The 19895-nt window shown below is 61.1% G+C and carries 19 protein-coding genes; 17 read left to right on the forward strand and 2 right to left on the reverse strand.

What is annotated here, in order from left to right; all coding sequences use genetic code 11:
* Positions 1–5 precede the first annotated feature (5 nt).
* The 3 genes from lpdA to Q8L50_RS10450 are packed head-to-tail and all read left to right on the forward strand — an operon-like array spanning position 6 to position 3191.
* Complete coding sequence (gene lpdA / locus Q8L50_RS10440) at positions 6–1433, forward strand: dihydrolipoyl dehydrogenase (RefSeq protein ID WP_305348608.1); 1428 nt, start codon at positions 6–8, stop codon at positions 1431–1433.
* A 19-nt stretch (positions 1434–1452) separates the two neighbouring features.
* Positions 1453–2550, forward strand: a complete 1098-nt coding sequence (gene zapE, locus Q8L50_RS10445) for a cell division protein ZapE (RefSeq protein WP_305348609.1) — start codon at positions 1453–1455, stop codon at positions 2548–2550.
* Positions 2547–3191 (forward strand): hypothetical protein, encoded by a 645-nt coding sequence (locus Q8L50_RS10450; RefSeq protein ID WP_305348610.1) that lies wholly within the window; start codon positions 2547–2549, stop codon positions 3189–3191. Before zapE ends, Q8L50_RS10450 begins: the two co-directional genes overlap by 4 nt.
* 2 nt (positions 3192–3193) lie before the next feature.
* Here Q8L50_RS10450 and Q8L50_RS10455 read toward each other — a convergent pair whose 3' ends face one another.
* Positions 3194–3952, reverse strand: a complete 759-nt coding sequence (locus Q8L50_RS10455) for a PP2C family serine/threonine-protein phosphatase (RefSeq protein WP_305348611.1) — start codon at positions 3950–3952, stop codon at positions 3194–3196.
* An 84-nt stretch (positions 3953–4036) separates the two neighbouring features.
* Here Q8L50_RS10455 and Q8L50_RS10460 point away from each other — a divergent pair, with 84 nt between their 5' ends.
* Both Q8L50_RS10460 and Q8L50_RS10465 read left to right on the forward strand, forming a co-directional pair.
* Positions 4037–4240 carry a DUF465 domain-containing protein gene (locus Q8L50_RS10460; RefSeq protein ID WP_305348612.1) on the forward strand — a complete coding sequence of 68 codons (204 nt, stop codon included), beginning with the start codon at positions 4037–4039 and terminating at the stop codon, positions 4238–4240.
* On the forward strand, positions 4240–6291 hold the full coding sequence (locus tag Q8L50_RS10465; RefSeq protein ID WP_305348613.1) for an ATP-dependent DNA helicase: 2052 nt from the start codon (positions 4240–4242) through the stop codon (positions 6289–6291). The genes Q8L50_RS10460 and Q8L50_RS10465 overlap by 1 nt, the downstream gene beginning before the upstream one ends.
* Here the strand turns inward: Q8L50_RS10465 and Q8L50_RS10470 are convergent.
* A complete protein-coding gene (locus Q8L50_RS10470; protein ID WP_305348614.1) occupies positions 6209–7030 on the reverse strand; it encodes an outer membrane protein assembly factor BamD in 822 nt (273 codons plus the stop codon). The genes Q8L50_RS10465 and Q8L50_RS10470 overlap by 83 nt on opposite strands.
* 17 nt (positions 7031–7047) lie before the next feature.
* Here Q8L50_RS10470 and Q8L50_RS10475 point away from each other — a divergent pair, with 17 nt between their 5' ends.
* From Q8L50_RS10475 to der, 12 genes are all read left to right on the forward strand, one after another.
* Positions 7048–8085: an RluA family pseudouridine synthase gene (locus Q8L50_RS10475; RefSeq protein ID WP_305348615.1), complete on the forward strand. Its 1038-nt coding sequence runs from the start codon at positions 7048–7050 to the stop codon at positions 8083–8085.
* A gap of 114 nt (positions 8086–8199) precedes the next feature.
* On the forward strand, positions 8200–8889 hold the full coding sequence (gene scpB / locus Q8L50_RS10480) for an SMC-Scp complex subunit ScpB (RefSeq protein WP_305348616.1): 690 nt from the start codon (positions 8200–8202) through the stop codon (positions 8887–8889).
* A 10-nt stretch (positions 8890–8899) separates the two neighbouring features.
* Positions 8900–10582 carry a pseudouridine synthase gene (locus Q8L50_RS10485; protein WP_305348617.1) on the forward strand — a complete coding sequence of 561 codons (1683 nt, stop codon included), beginning with the start codon at positions 8900–8902 and terminating at the stop codon, positions 10580–10582.
* Positions 10583–10889: 307 nt separating this feature from the next.
* Positions 10890–11315 (forward strand): nucleoside-diphosphate kinase, encoded by a 426-nt coding sequence (gene ndk, locus Q8L50_RS10490; protein ID WP_305348618.1) that lies wholly within the window; start codon positions 10890–10892, stop codon positions 11313–11315.
* A gap of 19 nt (positions 11316–11334) precedes the next feature.
* Positions 11335–12480, forward strand: coding sequence for a 23S rRNA (adenine(2503)-C(2))-methyltransferase RlmN (gene rlmN / locus Q8L50_RS10495; RefSeq protein ID WP_305348619.1), 1146 nt, complete (start codon positions 11335–11337; stop codon positions 12478–12480).
* Positions 12477–13289, forward strand: a complete 813-nt coding sequence (gene pilW, locus Q8L50_RS10500) for a type IV pilus biogenesis/stability protein PilW (protein ID WP_305348620.1) — start codon at positions 12477–12479, stop codon at positions 13287–13289. The genes rlmN and pilW overlap by 4 nt, the downstream gene beginning before the upstream one ends.
* Positions 13282–14262, forward strand: coding sequence for a helix-turn-helix domain-containing protein (locus Q8L50_RS10505; protein WP_305348621.1), 981 nt, complete (start codon positions 13282–13284; stop codon positions 14260–14262). The genes pilW and Q8L50_RS10505 overlap by 8 nt, the downstream gene beginning before the upstream one ends.
* Entirely contained in the window at positions 14262–15530 is a 1269-nt protein-coding gene (gene ispG, locus Q8L50_RS10510; protein WP_305348622.1) for a flavodoxin-dependent (E)-4-hydroxy-3-methylbut-2-enyl-diphosphate synthase, read from the forward strand. The genes Q8L50_RS10505 and ispG overlap by 1 nt, the downstream gene beginning before the upstream one ends.
* Before the next feature lie 8 nt (positions 15531–15538).
* Positions 15539–16840 carry a histidine--tRNA ligase gene (hisS, locus tag Q8L50_RS10515; RefSeq protein WP_305348623.1) on the forward strand — a complete coding sequence of 434 codons (1302 nt, stop codon included), beginning with the start codon at positions 15539–15541 and terminating at the stop codon, positions 16838–16840.
* Between the two features lie 57 nt (positions 16841–16897).
* Positions 16898–17584 (forward strand): tetratricopeptide repeat protein, encoded by a 687-nt coding sequence (locus Q8L50_RS10520; protein WP_305348624.1) that lies wholly within the window; start codon positions 16898–16900, stop codon positions 17582–17584.
* The gene (gene bamB, locus Q8L50_RS10525; RefSeq protein WP_305348625.1) at positions 17581–18747 is read left to right on the forward strand and encodes an outer membrane protein assembly factor BamB; all 1167 of its coding nucleotides are present in this window, start codon (positions 17581–17583) and stop codon (positions 18745–18747) included. Before Q8L50_RS10520 ends, bamB begins: the two co-directional genes overlap by 4 nt.
* A 197-nt stretch (positions 18748–18944) precedes the next feature.
* A partial coding sequence (der, locus tag Q8L50_RS10530; protein WP_305348626.1) for a ribosome biogenesis GTPase Der occupies positions 18945–19895 on the forward strand: 951 nt, incomplete at its 3' end.

Consider the following 19895-nt stretch of genomic DNA (forward strand, 5'->3'; position numbering starts at 1 on the left):
CCTGCATGTCCAAACAATTTGACGTGATCGTCATTGGCGGCGGTCCTGGTGGCTATATCGCCGCAATTCGCGCAGCCCAGCTGGGTTTTAACGTGGCCTGTATCGACGAATGGAAAAACGCCAAGGGCGGCCCGGCGCTGGGTGGCACCTGCACCAACGTCGGCTGCATTCCGTCCAAGGCCTTGCTCCAGTCGTCCGAGCATTTCGACCATGCCAGCCACCACTTTGCCGAGCATGGCATCGAGGTCAAGGGTCTGGGTCTGGATATCGCGAAGATGGTGGGCCGCAAGGACACCGTCGTCAAGCAGAACAACGACGGCATTGTTTACCTGTTCAAGAAAAACAAGGTCACTTTTTTTCATGGCCGTGGCTCTTTTGCCGCGGCAAAAGACGGCCTGTACGAGATCAAGGTGGCGGGTGCTACTGAAGAAACCATCGCCGGTAAACACGTCATCGTGGCCACCGGCTCCAATGCACGCGCCTTGCCGGGTGCGCCGTTCGACGAAGAAAATATTCTGTCGAACGACGGTGCCTTGCGAATCGGTGCCGTTCCTAAAAAGCTCGGTCTGATCGGCTCAGGAGTGATTGGCCTGGAGATGGGCTCGGTCTGGCGCCGTCTGGGCGCTGAAGTGACCGTACTGGAAGGTCTGCCGGTGTTTCTGGGCGCAGTCGATCAGCAGATTGCCAAAGAGGCGCACAAGGCCTTCGTCAAGCAGGGCCTGAAAATCGAGCTCGGTGCGAAGGTGGGCGAGATCAAGAACGGCAAACAGGGCGTGTCTGTCGCCTGGACCAATTCCAAGGGTGAAGCCCAGACGCTTGAGGTGGACAAACTGATTGTGTCGATTGGCCGTGTTGCAAACACCATTGGCCTGGCGCCGGACGCCGTTGGCCTGAAGCTCGACGAGCGCGGCGCGATTGTGGTCGATGGGGACTGCAAAACCAACCTGCCCAACGTCTGGGCGGTCGGTGATGTGGTGCGCGGTCCGATGCTGGCGCACAAGGCCGAGGAAGAGGGTGTGGCGGTGGCTGAGCGTATCGCCGGCCAGCACGGTCATGTCAACTTCAACACCATTCCGTGGGTGATTTACACCAACCCCGAGATTGCCTGGGTGGGTCAAACTGAGGAGCAGCTCAAAGCTGCGGGCCGTGCCTACAAGGCCGGCACCTTTCCCTTCATGGCCAACGGCCGGGCCCGGGCCCTGGGTGACACCACCGGCATGGTGAAAATGCTGGCTGACGCTGCCACCGATGAAATTCTGGGCGTGCACATTGTTGGCCCCATGGCCAGCGAGCTGATTGCCGAATGTGTGGTGGCCATGGAGTTCAGAGCCAGTTCCGAGGACATCGCCCGGATTTGCCATGCGCATCCTTCGCTCAGTGAGGCGACCAAGGAAGCTGCCTTGGCCGTCGACAAACGCACGCTGAACTTCTGATCGCGCGCTCAAGACCACGATGTCCGTAAGCTCCGAGTATGCGTCTGAACTCAAAGCGCGGGGCTACACCAGTGACCCCGCCCAGTTACGCGCAGTTGAGGCTCTTGAACGTTGCGCCACGGAGTGGGCGGCCTTCAAGGAGAAGCGCTCCAACCCACTGAAAAAACTCATCAACCGGCCTGATATCCCGCGCGGCGTCTACATGCACGGCGGGGTGGGGCGCGGCAAAAGCTTTTTGATGGACTGCTTTTACAACGCGGTTCCCTTGCAGCGAAAAACCCGTCTGCATTTTCATGAGTTCATGCGCGAGGTGCACCGTGAGTTGCGTGACCTGCAGGGCACAGTCAATCCGTTGGATGAACTGGGAAAACGCATTGCCAAGCGTTACCGGCTGATCTGTTTTGACGAGTTTCATGTGGCAGACATCACAGACGCGATGATTCTGCATCGCCTGTTGTCGGCGCTGTTTGACAATGGCGTCGGTTTTGTCACCACCTCCAACTTTCGTCCGGATGACCTGTACCCGAACGGTCTGCACCGGGACCGTATCCTGCCGGCCATCGAGTTGCTCAAGCAGCATCTGGAGGTGCTCAGTGTGGACAATGGCACCGATTACCGGCGGCGCACCCTGGAGCGGGTCAAGCTGTACCACACCCCGCTGGGGCAGCAGGCTGACGCCGAGATGGCAGAAACTTTCGCGCGACTGGCTGAGTCCCATGACGAGTCGCCGATTCTGCACATTGAAGAGCGCAAGATTCATGCACGGCGCAAGGCTGGCGGACTGGTTTGGTTCGATTTCAAGACCCTGTGTGGGGGGCCACGGTCACAAAACGATTATCTGGAGATTGCCACCCAGTTCCACACCGTGCTGCTCAGCGATGTGCCGCGCATGCCGCTGCGCATGGCGTCCGAGGCACGGCGCTTTACCTGGCTGATAGATGTTCTTTACGATAGGCGTGTCAAATTGATCCTGTCGGCAGAAGTAGCGCCCGAAGCGTTGTACACAGAAGGCCCATTGGCGCACGAGTTTCCCCGCACGGTTTCCCGGCTCAACGAAATGCAGTCCTCTGAGTTTCTGGCACTGGAGCGCAGAACCGTGGACACCACCTTGACATGAAAAAACGCATTATTTCCCTGCTGCTTTCCACCCTCGCCCTGGCTGCGGCCAGCCAGACTGGCGATGAACAGGTGTTGGCCGCCGTCACAGCGGAGCGGACCCGCGTGTTGACCGAAAGAGTCGCCCAGGAAGCGAAGTTCGACACACTGGAAGCAGCGTGTTACAAAAAATTCTTTGTCAACAACTGCCTGAACGAACTGGCGCCGCAACGGCGCGACATCATGAAGGACCTGAAAAACCGCGAAGTCGTGCTGGACGCCAGGGAGCGCCAGATCAAGGCTGCCGAGCAGATTCGCAAGACCGAGGAGAAGTCCTCCCTCGAGGCCCTGCAACAGGCGGCTGAGCGTCGCGCCAAGGCGCTGGAGGACACGCGGGCACGGGAAGAGCAGTCGCGCCTGAAGATCCAGGACAGGATCGACCTGAAAGCGAACGAAGGTTTGAGCGCCTCAGAGGCCGCCAAGCGCGTTGCTGGGTCGCAGGAAAAAGCCCAGTCCCGGGTTCAAAAACAGGCCGCCAGTGCCGATGAGTTACAAAAGTTCAAAGACAAGCAGCAGGAGGTGGCTGAGCGCAAAGCCACTCGCGAGAAAAGGCTGTTGGAGCAGAAAAAACCTGCGGCCGCTCCTTTGCCCGAAGTCCGGTGAGGTCAGTCCAGCGCTTCCAGCTTGACGATGACCAGTGACAGGTTGTCGCCGCCGCCGCGGGCGCGCGATCTGGCCTTCTGGATCAAAAATTCCGTCGCTTCGCGCGGTGCGAGCATCGATAGGGCGGAGCCCATTTCGTTGGGGCTGAAATAGTGCCAAACGCCGTCGCTACAGGCGATCAGCGAGTCGCCAGGCTTCATCTGGGGAATAAAGTGCTGGCTGATGGGCGGACCTTCTTCGGTGCCGAGGCAACCCATCAAAATATTCGATTGCGGATGCACATTCGCTTCGTCTTCTGTGATTTCCCCTTTGTCCACCAGGGTCTGCACATAAGAGTGGTCGGTGGTGCGCTTGAGCATCTTGTTGCCATGAAAATGGTAAATGCGTGAATCGCCGGCGTGTACCCAGTGGCAGTCGCCGCTGGGGTTGATTAAAAATGCGGCCAGCGTACTGTGTGGTTCCTGCTCCGCCGAGATGGCCGTCAGCTTGATCACCGTGTGGGCTTCTTCCACCAGTTGTTTGAGCATGGACACCGGGTCGTCCGTGGCGGGAGAGTAACGCTCAAACAGCTGTCTGGCCGTCATCATCACCTGGTCCGAGGCCTTGCGTCCGCCGCTTCGCCCGCCCATGCCGTCGGCCACGATGCCCAGCATGCACTCGGCAACGTGGGGGTGACTGAGCAGTGCCACCTGGTCTTGCTGGTAGTCGCGATCACCCTTGTGGATGCCCGTAGACGCTGTGATTCGATAACCTTTGGACATTTTCAATGGCCGAGCCATGGGGACTCGATTTATCTCCGTAACCAACGTATTATCAGATGAAGCAGCACGCCCGATAGTAATACCTTGGACCTTAACCTACATTCTCCGGAGCGGCGCCTGATTGAACTCAAAATCGAACATGCTGATCTCAATGCCCTGGTGGATATTGCCTCGCATGCTGTTCCGATTGATGAGTTGACGCTACGGCGGCTAAAAAAGCGCCGCTTGCTTCTGCGTGACCAGATATCCCAGCTTGAACTGGCGCTGCAACCTCCCGAACCTGCCTGATGACACTTGAGTTTCAAGTCCTGGAGGCGTTTGGGCCTGACGGCGCGATAGCGCGTGCCACGGATCATTTCGCGGCCAGGAGCGGCCAGACAGAAATGGCGGTTGCCGTTGCGCGCGCCATCGAGGGCGCTTATCCGCTGGTGGTTGAAGCCAGTACAGGGGTAGGAAAAACATTTTCTTACCTGGTTCCGGCTCTGCTCAGTGGTGAACGGGTGTTGTTATCCACCGCCACCAAGGCGCTGCAGGATCAGCTTTTTGGCCGCGACCTGCCGATGCTGGTCAAGGCACTGCGCGTACCAGTCAGCACGGCCTTGCTCAAAGGGCGGGGCAGCTACCTGTGTCTGCACCGCATGGAGATGGCCCGGCACGATGCCGGTTTTCCGGAGCGCAGCGCACTCCGTACCCTGGCCAAAATTGAAGAATGGGCGCGCCTGACCGTCAGTGGCGATCTGGCAGAACTCCCCGGCCTGGACGAACGTTCCCCGGTCATTCCCTGGGTGACTTCCACCCGTGAAAACTGCCTGGGTGCACCGTGCCCGAGGTTCCGTGCCTGCCATGTCAACCACGCCCGCCGAGAGGCGCTGGCGGCCGATGTCGTGGTGATCAATCACCACCTGTTTTTTGCGGACATGGCGGTGCGCGAATCCGGCGTGGCTGAGCTGTTGCCAACGGTGCGTATTGCGATCTTTGACGAGGCGCACCAGCTTAATGAAACCGGGGTCCAGTTTCTCGGAAAAAATCTTTCCACCGGGCAACTGCTGGATTTCTCTCGCGACATGCTGGCGACCGGTCTGCAACTGGCCCGTGGCCTCGCCGACTGGCAGGCACTGGCCGGTGCGGTGGAACACACAGCCCGCGAGCTGCGCCTGAATGTGGGCCAGGCCTACCCAGGCAGCAAGTTGCGTTGGACTGACGCTACGCCCGAGGGGCTGCATGAGAAGGAATGGGCCAGTGCGTTGTCAAGCCTGTCTGCATGCCTGGATGTTGCGGGCAAAGCCCTCAACACGGTCAGCGAAATAGCGCCGGACTTTGTGCGCTTGAACGAGCGCGCGACTGAGTTGGCGGAGCGGGCATTGGGCTTTTCCTGCGCTGCCGATCCGGGCGGCGTGCGGTGGCTGGAGGTTGGCACGCAGTTGCGGCTGGTAGAGGCCCCGCTGGATATTGCCAAATCGATTGCCGCTATCGTCTTTCCAACCGATCAGGAGGCCGCCAAATCCTGGATATTTACTTCAGCCACGCTGGGCGACGATGAGAGGTTGAGCTGGTTCACGCGACCGTGCGGCTTGGCAGAAGCGGAGTTGCTTCGTGTGGGCAGTCCTTTTGACTACGCGCGACAGGCCGCTTTTTATGTTCCGAAAAATTTCCCTAAGCCCGGCGACCCGGCGCACCTGGCGGCCGTGGCAGTATCTGCGGCGGACTGGGCGCGGCGTCTAGGTGGCCGGACCATGGTGCTCACCACCACCTTGCGTGCCCTTCGCAGCATAGGTGATGCCTTGCAGGCCACGTTCGAAAATTCAACCGACATGCAAGTGCTGGTGCAGGGAGCGATGCCCAAGCGCGCCCTGATCGAGCGTTTTCGCCAGGCGGATCAACACGGAAGCCGTGGGTGTGTGCTGGTCGCGTCAGCCTCGTTTTGGGAGGGTATTGATGTGCCCGGAGATGCGCTGCAACTGGTCATCATTGACAAGTTGCCTTTTCCGCCACCGAATGATCCCATGGTGGAGGCACGTTCACGCCTGCTGGAGGCGGCTGGAGGCAGCGCGTTCAACGACTATTTTCTGCCTGAGGCCGCAGTGGCCTTGAAACAGGGCGCCGGGCGCCTGATACGCCGCGAGACCGATCAGGGCGTGCTGGTTGTCTGCGACGGCCGCCTGGCGACCATGGGTTATGGCAAGCGCCTGATGCGTGCACTGCCCGCGATGCAGCGCCTGGTGTCCGAAGAAGAACTCTTTGAGCGGCTGGACCTGCTTACCAGAACCTGTACCACGGCCCATCCACCGTCTTGGAGCCCTTGGACAGGTACTCGCTCTGGGGATAGTTCTTCTCCATGACCCGCCGCGTGTCGTCGCGCAACTGGGTCATGCTCAGGGCGTCGTAAGACTTGTACAGGATGAACAAGGCCTCTTCCAGGGCTGGCACATCGCGAAACTCCGTGATCGCGGTTTGTGCACGGTTGATGGCAGAGATGTAGGCGCCCCGCGTGTAGTAGAAGCGCGCGACGTGGACTTCATACTGGGCCAGCGAATTGACGATGTAGGTCATGCGCAGGCGGGCATCGGCGGAATATTTGGACTCGGGGAACTGGTTGACCAGATCCTTGAAGGACTCGAAAGACTCTTTCGCCGCTTTCTGGTCCCGCTCGGACAGGTCCTGCTTGTATAAAAAGCTGAACAGACCCAGGTTTTCATTGAAGTTGACCAGGCCTTTGAGATAGAGGGCATAGTCGAGGGCGGGGCTGGACGGATGCAGCTTGATGAAGCGGTCCAGCGTGGCCAGTGCCTGAGCCTGCTCACCCCCCTTGAATTGGGCGTAGGCTTTCTCCAGCTGGGCTTGCTGTGCCAGCGGCGTACCAGCGGCTCGGCCTTCGAGTTTTTCAAACAGTGGAATGGCTTTGTCGTAAGCGCCAGAATCTGCTTCGTCCTTGGCCTCGGCATAAATCTTGTTCGGACTCCAGCCGACAGTGGGGTCCTTGACGGTGGACGAACAGGCCGAGAGGAGGATCAGGCAGGCCAGCAAGGCCGCGCTGGAAGGCAAGTTGGCTGGAACAACCGATAATTTGGTGGGAAACATCGCAATTGATCCTCTTGATGACTGATTCAGTACAAAGCAAACCGATTATATCGAGCGCCATGCTGCCGGGCGTTCTTGCAGACGAGGTCCTGGAGGATGCAGAGGCTGGCGCAGAAGATTCCGCAGAAGGCGAATGGCGTCAGGTCAGTGTTCCCGCAGCCAGTCACGGCGAGCGTCTTGACCGCGCACTGGCAGGCATCGTGCCCGAGTTCTCGCGAAGTTATCTGCAGCAGCTGATAGCCGCCGCAGCTGTGGAGCTCAACGGCCTTGCACTCACCAAGGCTTCGGCCAAGGTCAAGGCGGGCGATGTTCTCAGGATAGAACTCAAGCCAACCCCGCAAAGCCAGGCGTTTAAACCGGAAGTGATGGCGCTGGACGTGGTTTTCGAAGATGAGTACCTGCTGGTGATCAACAAGCCTGCCGGTCTGGTGGTACACCCGGCGCCGGGCAACTGGAGCGGCACCCTTCTGAACGGGCTGCTGGCGCGGGATCCGCAAGCCGCGTTGCTGCCGCGTGCAGGTATTGTGCACCGGCTGGACAAGGACACCAGCGGTTTGATGGTCGTCGCACGCAAGCGTCAAGCCATGGACTCGCTGGTTTCGATGATTGCCGAGCGCAGCGTTCACCGCGAATACCTGGCGCTGGCGCATGGCGCCTGGCAAGGCCCGGCCAAGCGCCAGGTCGATGCACCCATGGGCCGCGATCCGCGCAATCGCTTGCGCATGGCTGTGGTTGATCTGGAGAAAAATGCAGGCAAAACGGCATCGACAGGCATTGCCTTGCTGCAAAGCGAAGGTGCCTTCTGCCTGGTCAAGTGCAAATTGCAGACCGGTCGGACCCATCAGATTCGCGTCCACATGGCCTCCATCGGCCACCCGCTTGTTGCAGACGAGGTGTATGGTGGCAAGCCTGCCGCCGGTCTGGATCGACAGGCCCTGCATGCCTGTCGGCTTGCATTTGCGCATCCGGCAACAGGGCAGCCACTGGAATTCAAGTCGCCGCTGCCGGCCGACCTGGCGGCGGCGGCGGCCAGCCTGGGCCTGAGATACAATTAAGTGCAGTAGTTTTCTTCTACCCGCCGCATGGCGCTCCCCCGACCGGGTGGTTGCCCATGAATGTGACCGGCGCCGACCGGCGCCTTTACCTCGAATCATTTCGGAATCAAGACCATGAATACGACGGATGCCAAGCGCGTCCTCGAAACGGCTCTTATTTGCGCTCAGCAGCCGCTGCCGGTGCGCGATATGGGGGTTTTGTTCAACGGGGCGGTGTCGGCCGACACACTCAAACTTCTGCTTGAAGAGTTGCAAGACGACTGGACCGGTCGCGGGGTCGAATTGGTTCATGTGGCCAGCGGCTGGCGTTTTCAAAGTCGGCCGCAAATGCGAGAGTTTCTTGATCGTCTGCACCCTGAAAAACCGCCGCGATACACCCGCGCCACGCTGGAAACACTGGCCATCATTGCCTATCGCCAACCTGTGACCCGGGGCGATATGGAAGATATCCGTGGCGTGACCATCAACAGCCTGATTCTCAAACAACTCGAAGACCGCGGCTGGGTCGAGGTGATCGGGCACCGGGAGACCGTCGGCCGGCCCGGGCTTTACGCCACCACCCGACAGTTTCTCGATGACCTTGGGGTCGAATCGCTGGATCAGCTTCCGGCCATGGACACGACGGCGGGACAGGCGGCCATGCTGGGGCAGATCGAGTTTGGCTTGAATGCTTCAGCGGATACCGATGTGCGGGCCGCGCAGGATCCAGCCCCGCAGTCGGCTGACAGCCCCGAAGACGATGTGTTTGCGCCAGCGAACCCTAACTTGGCCGACAGCACCGCGGCCATCCTTCCCAACGCCTGAACGCCACCGCATGAATCCACAAGACAACCCGGCTCCGGCCGAGCCGACAGCCCCGGTTGAGGCAACAAATCCGCCCTTGGCCCTGGAGGAGCAAGCGCAAGCAGCTATTAAACTGATAGCGGATCAAGGGCCGGATGCGACCGAAGTGGACATCGATCCTGCCCAACTGCGGGGTGGACAGGAGCGCCCAGCGCCCGCGCCACAGTCGCAGGCCCGATTTGACGACGTGGTCACGGGCCAATTCGATGCCGATGAGGAAGACCCTGCAGTCGAGTTGCCCAAGCGCGTCCTGTCGGCGCAGCCGGAGACGCCCAAGCTGCACAAGGTGCTGGCCCAGGCGGGGCTTGGTTCGCGGCTGGAGATGGAGCAGCTGATTCTGGAAGGACGGATATCCGTCAATGGCGAGCCCGCCCACATCGGCCAGCGTATCCAGTTTGGCGACACGGTCAAGGTCAATGGCAAGCCGGTGCGGGTGCGGGTTGACCCGCCGCCGCCGCGCGTGATTGCTTATCACAAGCCTTCGGGCGAGGTGGTCTCGCATGACGATCCGCAAAATCGCCCCACTGTATTTCGCCGTCTGCCCAAGTTGTTTCAGGGTAAGTGGCAGTCGGTGGGACGCCTCGACCTGAACACCGAGGGCCTTTTGCTGCTGACCAGCTCGGGTGAGCTGGCGAACCGGTTGATGCATCCGCGTTTTGGTCTGGAGCGCGAGTATGCGGTGCGTGTCCTGGGCGCCTTGAGCAACGAAGAAAAAAAGCGCCTGCTCGACGGTGTGCAACTTGACGACGGCATGGCCCAGTTCAGTTCCCTTGAAGCTGGCGGAGGTGAGGGCGCGAACTGCTGGTATCGGGTGACGATTTCCGAAGGCCGCAACCGAGAGGTGCGGCGCATGTTTGAAGCGGTGGGCCATGCGGTCAGTCGCCTGATCCGCATCCGTTACGGCGCGGTGGTGCTGCCGCGCGGTCTCAAGCGCGGCGCCTTTGTCGAGCTCGATGACAGGGACATTCTGGCCCTGACCGGTGCGGTCAGCCGTTCTGAGTCGCGCGCCGATCCGCGCGGCGCCAACCGGGGCAGCGCTGATGGGGGCGCCGGTGGACCTGGCGAGGCCAGGGAGGGCCGTGGCCCCAGGCGCAATGAGCGCTCCAGGGGTGGTCGCGGTCGCGCGGATGCTGGCCAGGGCACGCGTGCCACACCGGGAAACGTCGAGCTGCGCGACCCGTCAAGCCAGGACGATCAGGAAGGTCACGATCCGCGGGACTTACAGCCGCCACTGAACCGCAACGGTGGGTCACAAGGCGGAAACCGCCGCCGGGGTAACAAGGGCGGGCGAGGCAGCGGTGGGAGTGGCGGAGCAGGCCCGAGATCCGGCCTCCCGGGCCAGTTTGGCGGTAACGGTGCTGGGCAGGGGCCAAAACGCCGTGACGACCGGGGCGACAGAGGTGATAAGGGCCCGGGTGGCGCACAGCCCGATCCCATGAAGACCTCTTTCGGCTACATCGGCGCCGACACCTTCACCCGGCAGCGCCAGGGACCAGGACAAGGGCAGCGGCGCGGCGGTGGGGCTGGCGCTGGCGGAGGAGGCGGGGGCGGCAATGCCAGCGGCAACGCAGGTGGGGGCCAGCGCCGAGGGGGCGGTGGCGGCAACCGGGGCGGCGGCAATCGCGGTGGCGGTAACCGGGGCGGAAACCGCTAGGAGTCTGAGCGGCAGATGGCGTCGGAGCGAAAAGTGACCCCGGCGAGGACAGTTTTTGTGGGGTTTGCATAGCCATAGCCATAGCCATGGCGCCAAAAGCTGGCGGAAAGTGGACCGTCTCGGTCGCTTTGCAGCCGACGTCCCTTCGGCCGCCCAGGCGGCTGGAGCCTGTTCACAGTACGACTGCTCGATGGAAAGGATGGCCATTGTTTGCTCAGGGCCGTTGGCAGCGGGTTAAAATCAGAGGCTTTATTCGTTTTGAATAGATCCGGAAAAATCCAAAAATATCCAAGGTTAAGGAACCCCCATGGCGATCGAACGCACTCTCTCCATCATCAAACCCGACGCAGTGGCCAAAAATGTCATCGGTCAAATTTACGCTCGTTTTGAGGCTGCCGGCCTGAAAGTGGTGGCGGCTCGTCTGGCGCATCTGTCACGCGGCGAAGCCGAGGCTTTTTACGGTGTGCACAAAGACCGTCCTTTCTTCAAGGATCTGGTCTCATTCATGATTTCCGGCCCGGTGATGATCTCTGCGCTCGAAGGTGAAAATGCCATCCTGAAACACCGCGATCTGATGGGCGCCACCGATCCGAAGAAGGCGGCCGCCGGTACCATCCGGGCCGACTTTGCTGAAAGCATTGACGCCAATGCCGTTCATGGCTCTGATGCCGTGGAAACTGCCCAGGTGGAGATCAGCTTCTTCTTCGCGGGCATGAATATCCATTCGCGCTAGATCGCGAGTTTCTGACCCGATGACAGCCAACCTGCTTGATTACGATCTGGAAGGTCTGGCTGCGTTTTGCGAGGGGCTGGGGGAAAAACGCTTCCGCGCAACCCAGCTTTTTCGCTGGATTCACCAGAAAGGCGCGACCGATTTCAGCCAGATGACTGATCTGGCCCGGTCGCTGCGCGAAAAGCTGCCCGCTTCTGCGCACATTCAGGGGCTGAAGGTGGTTTCTCGTCACGACTCGGCCGACGGGACCATCAAGTGGCTGTTCGATGTGGGGGCGGGCGACGTCATTGAAACCGTCTTTATTCCCGAATCAGATCGCGGAACGCTGTGTATTTCGTCGCAGGCCGGTTGCGCTGTCGGCTGCCGTTTTTGTTCCACCGGCCACCAGGGCTTCAGCCGCAACCTGACAACGGCAGAAATCATTGGTCAGCTCTGGTTTGCAGAGCACTTCCTGCGCGCGCACCTGGGCAAGAATGAGCGTGTTGTCTCCAACGTGGTGATGATGGGCATGGGTGAGCCACTGCAAAATTACGCGCAGTTGTTGCCGGCCCTGCGCATGATGCTGGACGACCACGGTTATGGGCTGTCGCGCCGCCGCCTGACGGTATCCACCTCTGGCGTGGTACCCATGATGGACCGTCTGGCGCAGGATTGCCCGGTCGCGCTCGCAGTGTCGTTGCATGCGCCCGATGACGAGCTGCGCAGCAACCTGGTGCCGTTGAACAAGAAGTACCCAATTGCCGAACTGCTGCAGGCCTGTAGCCGGTACCAGCAGGCTGCACCCAGGGATTTCATGACCTTCGAATACTGCATGCTGGAAGGCGTAAACGACCAGCCGGAGCAAGCGCTACAGCTGATTTCGTTGGTGCGTCATCACGCCGCCCAGGGTTTGTCCTGCAAGTTCAACCTCATCCCCTTCAATCCGTTTCCGGCTTCCGGCCTGAAGCGCTCTGCCATGCCACAAGTGATGGCCTTCGCAAAAATCCTGATGGACGCCGGTATCGTGACCACTGTCCGCAAAACCCGGGGCGACGACATCGACGCCGCCTGCGGTCAACTGGCCGGCGACGTGCAGGATCGCACGGGTGTACAGCAGCGCATGGCGACACAGCGGCAGGGTATGCTCAAGGGCATCAAGATTGTCACCCGGGAGGTCGGTGTATGAAATTCGTCCGCATTGCGACGCTGCTTTTGGCCTGCGCTGCAGCGTTGCTGCTTTACGGCTGCGCCGGCAATCCCGGTGCGGCAGTCGGGGCCAATGGCGCGCGAGCGGAGATCATGACCGAGTCCGACGAACCCGACAACCGCAAGCGTGCGCGCATTCGCCTTGAATTGGCCGCCAACTACTTCCAGCAGGGGCAGACCAATGTGGCGTTGGACGAACTCAAGCAGGCCCTCATCGCCGACCCGACCTTCGCCGATGCCCACAACTTGCGCGGGCTGGTTTACATGCGGCTCAACGACAACGCGCTTGCTGAAGAGAGTTTTCGCCGAGCGATGACTTTGAACCCTCGTGATGGCGATGTGCTGCACAACTACGGCTGGCTTTTGTGCCAGCAAAATCGCTACAGCGAGTCCACTGCCATGTTCGCTCGCGCGATTGCCTTGCCGTCTTACGGCGCACAGCCTAAAACGCTGATGACGCAGGGTCTGTGCCAGATACGTGCCGGGCAGATGGCAGAGGGCGAGCGTAGCCTGCTCCAGTCTTACGAGCTCGACGCAGGCAATCCTGTCACCGGCTACAACCTGGCCGATGTCCTGTTCAAACGCGGCAATTTAACGCAGGCCCAGTTCTATATACGTCGCCTCAACAACAGCAACCTGGCCAATGCGGAAACCCTCTGGCTGGGCATCAAGGTCGAGCGTGGCCTTGGCGACCGTGAAGCGATGGCACAGCTGGCCAATCAACTCAAGAAGCGCTTCGCCCAGTCGCGTGAGGCATCTGCTTATGACCGAGGAGCTTTCAATGACTGAACTTGCCAGCCACTTGGCCGACGGTCCCGGGCTGACGCACCCGGAAAGCACCGACGACCCTGTGGACCATGTCGAGTTGGCCGAGATCGGCGTCAGCGCTGGTTTGCTGTTGCGACAAGCCCGCGAGGCGGCTGGCCTCCACATTGCTGCCTTGGCGGTTTCCTTGAAAGTGCCTGTCAAAAAGCTGGAGGCGCTGGAGGCCGACCGTCTCGATCTCCTGCCGGATGCAGTGTTTGTGCGTGCGTTGGCGGCCAGTGTTTGCCGTACCCTCAAAGTCGATCCCAGCCGGATTCTCGCCCTGTTGCCACAAACCGGCACGCCGCGCCTGGGTCAGCCGCAAACCGCCATCAACACGCCGTTTCGGGCCCCCGGGGATGGCCCGGCGCCCTCCCTCTGGGCGCAAGTTTCCAGGCCTGCTGTGCTGGCGGGTCTCTTGCTGGTGATGGGCGCGCTGGTGCTGATATTCATACCCACGGCCCAGCAACGCGGGGCATTGTCGCTGGTGACCGCAGGCAGCACGGCGGTGACCAGCAGCCCGGCTTCATCTGCCGCTGCCCTGCCACCGCAGCCGACAAACGAAGTCGCTTCTCCCGCGCCTGTTGCGGTGGCTGAGACCCCGGCGTCGCTCGCAGCGCCGTCCGTCGCTCCGGCGCTGGCCCCCACGTTGTCCTCCGCTACAGCGCCGGTTTTGCCGGTGGAAGCAGCGGTGCCAGCTGTTGCGGCTTTGCCAGTTGCGCCTGGAATCATCGTGTTCAGGGCCAGCGGCGAGTCCTGGGTGGAGGTGACAGATGCCAAAAATGTGGTGGTGCTGCGGCGCACGCTGGCGGCTGGCGAAGAAGTTGGCGCCACCGGGGTTTTACCGCTGTCGGCGGTCGTTGGCCGGGCCGATGCGACGCGGGTGCAGGTGCGCGGCCGGGCCTTCGATCTGACAACAGTCAGCAAAGACAACGTCGCGCGTTTCGAGGTGAAATAGTGGAGTCATCTGGTCCCATTGAATCGGCTGCGCCGAAAGCGCGTGTCTCGTTGCAGGCGCGTGTGAGTTGGGGCTCGCGGGTTGTGACCGTGGGTGGTGATGCGCCGGTGCGTGTCCAGTCCATGACCAACACCGATACCGTTGACGCCATTGGCACCGCCATCCAGGTCAAGGAGTTGGCCATCGCCGGTTCGGAAATGGTGCGTATCACCGTCAATACGCCAGAGGCTGCTGCGCAGGTGCCCTATATTCGCGAGCAACTCGATCGCATGGGTATTGATGTGCCCCTGGTTGGCGACTTTCATTACAACGGCCATCGCCTGCTGACTGATTTCCCGGCCTGTGCAGAGGCTCTGTCCAAGTACCGCATCAATCCCGGTAATGTGGGCAAAGGCGACAAACACGACCGCCAGTTTGGACAGATGATTGAAGCGGCCATGCGCTGGAACAAGCCAGTGCGCATAGGTGTCAATTGGGGCAGCCTGGACCAGGAGTTGCTGGCCGGCCTGATGGACGAGAACAGCCGTCGCGACCAGCCCTGGGATGCAAAGCAGGTCATGTACGAGGCGCTGATCACCTCGGCCATCGGATCCGCCAAGCTGGCTGAGCAGATGGGCCTGGAAAAAAGCCAGATCATCCTTTCCTGCAAAGTCAGCGGTGTGCAGGACCTGATCTCGGTTTACCGGGAGCTGTCGAAACGTTCACGCTACGCACTTCACCTGGGTCTGACCGAAGCGGGCATGGGTACCAAGGGAACGGTGGCATCCAGCGCTGCGCTGGCGGTGTTGCTGCAGGAGGGCATTGGCGACACCATCAGGGTCTCGTTGACGCCTCAGCCCGGCGAGGCGCGTACCCAGGAAGTGCTCATCGCCTCCGAAATTCTGCAGGCCCTGGGGCTGCGCAGCTTTGTGCCCAGCGTCACGGCCTGCCCGGGCTGCGGCCGCACCACCAGCACCACCTTCCAGGAATTGACCAAGGAAATTGATGATTTCCTGAGGGCGCAGATGCCTGTGTGGCGCGAGCAATACCCTGGTGTGGAAAAACTCAAGGTCGCGGTGATGGGATGCATCGTCAATGGGCCTGGTGAAAGCAAACATGCCGACATCGGTATCAGCCTGCCGGGTTCTGGCGAAGCGCCAGCCGCGCCGGTGTACATCGATGGCGAAAAAAGTATCACGTTGCGCGGTGACCGCATCGCGCAGGAGTTCCGCGTGATTGTTGAAAACTACATCGAAAAGCGCTTTGGCAAACAGGCCCAGGCTGCTTGAACTCCTCCATGGTTGAAAAATTAGTTGCCGTCAAAGGCATGAATGACATTTTGCCGCCCGCGTCAGCGGGTTGGGAGGCGCTTGAGGAAACCGTGCGTGCCTTGATGGCGCGTTACGCCTACCGCAACATTCGCACACCCATCGTCGAGCCGACAGCGCTGTTTGTGCGTGGCCTCGGCGAGGTGACCGATATTGTCGAAAAAGAGATGTACTCTTTTGAGGACAGGCTCAATGGGGAGGCGCTGACCCTGCGGCCCGAAAATACGGCCGGTGTCGTACGTGCGGTTGCCGAGCACAATCTGCTGTACGAAGGTGGAAAGCGCCTGTACTACATGGGGCCGATGTTCCGGCATGAGCGACCTCAGCGCGGGCGATATCGGCAGTTTCACCAGATTGGCGCAGAGGCGTTGGGTTTTGCGGGCGCCGAGGTCGATGCCGAAATTATTCTGCTGGCGCAAGCCCTGTGGCAAGAGCTCGGCTTGAAAGATGTGCGGCTCGAACTCAACAGTCTCGGTGAGCCCGCAGAACGCAAGTTGCACCGTGCCGCCCTGATTGAATACCTGGAGGCCAACCGCGACCAGCTCGACGAGGAGGCCAGGCGCCGCTTGCACACCAACCCTCTTCGTATCCTGGATACCAAAAATCCCAAGATGCAGGCCTTGGTGGAAAGTGCACCCCGGCTAATGGACTTTCTGGGTGAAGCCTCACTGGCGCATTTCAGCCGCGTCACGGCCATGCTGGACGCCAACGGTCTGGCTTACCGCATCAATCCCCGGCTGGTACGAGGCATGGACTACTACAACCTGACGGTGTTTGAGTTCATCACCGAAAGTCTGGGGGCGCAGGGCACGATCTGCGGCGGCGGGCGTTACGACTACCTGATTGAACAGGTCGGCGGCAAGGCAGCACCGGCGGTCGGCTGGGCACTGGGCGTGGAACGGGTGCTTGAGCTCATCAGTGAGCAGGGCCTGGCGACCGCGCCTGCCGTGCCGGATGTCTATGCCATTGTTCCCGAAGCTGCGGCGCTGCCGCTGGTGCTGAAAACCCTTCAGGCCTTGCGTGCGCGGGGGATCAGCGTACAGATGCATTCGGCCGCCGGTGCAGCGGGGGAGGGCATGGGCAGCATGAAATCGCAGTTCAAGAAAGCCGATGGCAGCGGTGCCCGCCATGCGCTGATCTTCGGTGAGGTTGAATTGGCTCAGGGGTGCGTCGCAGTCAAGAGCCTGCGTGGTGAAAAGCTTGATGTCGCCAAGGCCCAAACACTGCAGCCTCTGGACGCGGTGGCGTCATGGGCCGACAGCTTGCGGTAGGGCGGCGAAACCCGCCCCCTACAATCAACATTCATTTGGTGGACTAGACAAAGCTTTATGGCAAAACATCTCGATTTGGAAGAACAGGAACAGCTTGACGAACTCAAGCATTTCTGGAAGCAATATGGCAACCTGATTACCTGGGTTTTGATTGCGATTCTGGGCACGTTTGCAGCCTGGAACGGCTACAACTACTGGAAGCGCGACCAGGCTGCCAAGGCCGCGCTCATGTACGACGAAGTGGAACGTGCAGCCGCGTCGGGTGAGATCAACCGCCTCGATCGTTCACTGGCCGACATGAAAGAGCGCTTTGCCGGCACTGCGTTTGCCCAGCAGGCCGGACTGCTGGCCGCCAAGGTTTATTACGACAAGGGCAATATCGATTCGGCCAAGGCATCTTTGGCCTGGGTGGCGGGTAAAAGTGCCGACGAAGGCTACCAGGCTATCGCCCGGCTGCGTCTGGCCGGTCTGCTGCTTGAAGCCAAGGCCCATGACGAGGCGGTGCAAATGCTGGCCGCGCCATTCCCCAAAGACTTCGTTGCGCTTGCAGCGGATCGTCGGGGCGATATTCTGGCCGCGCAGGGCAAGCGCGCCGAAGCGCGGGCCGAGTACGAAAAAGCCTTCAAGGCCATGGATGAGCGTGCCGAATACCGGCGTCTGGTCGAAGTCAAGCTCAATGCGCTTGGCTTGAACCCGTCCGCAACCGCTGCCCCTTCATTGTCCAAACCGGAGGTCAAGCCGTGATTTTCAATTCTTTTCGGCCACTGGCCCATACCCTTCGCACGCCAGCAGCTATTATTTTGATAGCGGTTTTGACGGGCTGTTCAGCCGTCAGCGGGTTTTTTGGCAGCTCCGTGAAAAAGCCCCAACCGGCTGAACTGCAACCGGTGGTGGCCCTGGTGCCGGCCCGACAGGTCTGGAGTGCGCGCATTGGTGAGGTGGCGTTTCCCCTGCAGATGACGGTTGCTGGTGATACGGTTGTTGTTGCCAGCAGCGACGGCACAGTGGCCGCGCTGGAGGCGCGCAGCGGCCGCGACCGCTGGCGAACAAACGTGGGTACACCGATCGCCGCCGGCGTCGGCAGCGACGGCAAGTTGGCCGCGGTCGTCACGCGAAGCAATGAAGTTGTTGCGCTGGACAACGGTCGTGAAATCTGGCGCCAGAAACTGGCCGCCCAGGCTTTTTCCTCACCTTTTGTTGCGGGGGGGAGGGTATTTGTGCTGGCGGCGGACCGCTCGGTCAATGCGTTTGACGGGCAGACCGGGCGCAAGCTCTGGACCCAGCAACGTCCCAGCGAACCGCTGGTTCTGCGCCAGGCGGGCGTGATGCTTGCAGTCGGCGACACGTTGGTGGTCGGCCTGGCCGGACGCCTGAGTGGCATCAATCCGCTCAACGGCAGCATCCGCTGGGAGGCGCCGATTGCATCTCCGCGCGGCATCAATGATGTGGAACGCCTGGTCGATCTCGTGGGCAGTGTGAGCCGTGTGGGTAGCTCCGTCTGCGCCCGTGCTTTCCAGGCCAGCGTGGGCTGCGTCGATGCCCAGCGCGGCGCATTGCTCTGGACCAAACCGGCCAATGGTGCACAGGGTATTGCGGGGGACGACCGTCTGGTGTTTGGCACCGAAGCCGACGGCAGGGTCATCGCATGGCTGCGTGCCGATGGTGAAAACGCCTGGAGCACCGACAGTTTGCGTTATCGCAGCCTGGGCGCTCCTGTGGTTGTGGGTCGCTCGATTGCCATCGGTGACGCCGCCGGTTTTGTACACCTGTTGTCGCGTGCGGACGGCTCAACGCTGAACCGGCTCTCCACCGACGGTTCTGCGGTGGCTGCTACCCCCGTGTTATCGGGCAACACCCTGATTGCCGCGACGCGGTCCGGGAACGTGTTTGGCTTCGCACCTGAATAAATGTTGGCCCCCACGCTCCTCGCTTCGCGTGCCTTCGGCGGTGCGCTGCCCCTTGCACCAGGAAGAGGGGCGCTGCGCCTGCGGCCCGGCCCTTCGTCAGGCTCAGGACAGGCCAAGACCGGTTCCGCAGCCCGTGTCGGTAAAACCCGTCCATATTGCCCCAAGGGGGCTGATTTCCCCGTCTTGAATGCCATCTCGTGAAACCTGTTATCGCCCTGGTCGGTCGCCCCAATGTGGGCAAATCGACCATCTTCAACCGCCTGACCAAGTCGCGTGACGCGATTGTGGCCGACTATGCCGGCCTGACCCGGGACCGCCACTACGGCAACGGCAGGCTGGGCGCACAGGAATTCATCGTCATCGACACCGGCGGCTTTGAGCCCAAGGCGGCCGATGGCATCTACAAGGAAATGGCCAAGCAGACCCGGCAGGCCGTGGCCGAAGCCGATGTGGTGGTTTTTGTGGTCGATGCACGTGCCGGGGTCAACGCCCAGGACCACGACATCGCCAAATACCTGCGCAAGCTGGGTAAACCAACGGTGCTGACCGCCAACAAGGCCGAAGGCATGACCGAGGGTGTGCAGTTGTCCGAGTTTTTTGAGCTGGGTCTGGGAGAGGTGCTGGCCGTTTCGGCATCTCACGGCCAGGGCATGCGCACGCTGGTGGACATGGCGCTGGCGCCCCTGAACTTGCCGGACCCGGAGGAGGAGGGTGAGCCCGCCGACCCGACCGTGATCAAGCTCGCGGTCGCCGGGCGCCCCAACGTCGGCAAATCGACGCTGATCAACACCTGGCTGGGTGAGGAGCGGCTGGTCGCATTCGACCAGCCGGGCACCACGCGCGATGCGATTTCCGTCCCTTTTGAAAAGGCCGGGCAGAAGTTCGAGCTCATAGACACCGCCGGCTTGCGCCGCAAGGGCAAGGTGTTCGAGGCGATTGAAAAGTTTTCCGTGGTCAAAACCCTGCAGGCCATCGAAAGCGCCAACGTGGTGCTGCTGCTTCTCGACGCCACCCAGGGCGTGACCGATCAGGACGCCCACATCGCCGGCTACATCCTGGAAAGCGGCCGCGCTGTGGTGCTCGCGGTCAATAAATGGGATGCGGTGGACGCCTACCAGAAGGAGCTGCTGGAACGCTCTGTAGAAACA

Source organism: Polaromonas sp. (assembly GCF_030680935.1).
Lineage (GTDB): Bacteria > Pseudomonadota > Gammaproteobacteria > Burkholderiales > Burkholderiaceae_C > Polaromonas.

Bases quoted from the DNA above. Each gene is read 5' to 3' on its own strand.
- lpdA (WP_305348608.1), top strand. From the start codon at position 6: ATGTCCAAACAATTTGACGTGATCGTCATTGGCGGCGGTCCTGGTGGC.
- zapE (WP_305348609.1), top strand. From the start codon at position 1,453: ATGTCCGTAAGCTCCGAGTATGCGTCTGAACTCAAAGCGCGGGGCTAC.
- Q8L50_RS10450 (WP_305348610.1), top strand. From the start codon at position 2,547: ATGAAAAAACGCATTATTTCCCTGCTGCTTTCCACCCTCGCCCTGGCT.
- Q8L50_RS10455 (WP_305348611.1), bottom strand. From the start codon at position 3,952: ATGTCCAAAGGTTATCGAATCACAGCGTCTACGGGCATCCACAAGGGT.
- Q8L50_RS10465 (WP_305348613.1), top strand. From the start codon at position 4,240: ATGACACTTGAGTTTCAAGTCCTGGAGGCGTTTGGGCCTGACGGCGCG.
- Q8L50_RS10470 (WP_305348614.1), bottom strand. From the start codon at position 7,030: ATGTTTCCCACCAAATTATCGGTTGTTCCAGCCAACTTGCCTTCCAGC.
- Q8L50_RS10475 (WP_305348615.1), top strand. From the start codon at position 7,048: ATGACTGATTCAGTACAAAGCAAACCGATTATATCGAGCGCCATGCTG.
- scpB (WP_305348616.1), top strand. From the start codon at position 8,200: ATGAATACGACGGATGCCAAGCGCGTCCTCGAAACGGCTCTTATTTGC.
- Q8L50_RS10485 (WP_305348617.1), top strand. From the start codon at position 8,900: ATGAATCCACAAGACAACCCGGCTCCGGCCGAGCCGACAGCCCCGGTT.
- ndk (WP_305348618.1), top strand. From the start codon at position 10,890: ATGGCGATCGAACGCACTCTCTCCATCATCAAACCCGACGCAGTGGCC.
- rlmN (WP_305348619.1), top strand. From the start codon at position 11,335: ATGACAGCCAACCTGCTTGATTACGATCTGGAAGGTCTGGCTGCGTTT.
- pilW (WP_305348620.1), top strand. From the start codon at position 12,477: ATGAAATTCGTCCGCATTGCGACGCTGCTTTTGGCCTGCGCTGCAGCG.
- Q8L50_RS10505 (WP_305348621.1), top strand. From the start codon at position 13,282: ATGACTGAACTTGCCAGCCACTTGGCCGACGGTCCCGGGCTGACGCAC.
- hisS (WP_305348623.1), top strand. From the start codon at position 15,539: ATGGTTGAAAAATTAGTTGCCGTCAAAGGCATGAATGACATTTTGCCG.
- Q8L50_RS10520 (WP_305348624.1), top strand. From the start codon at position 16,898: ATGGCAAAACATCTCGATTTGGAAGAACAGGAACAGCTTGACGAACTC.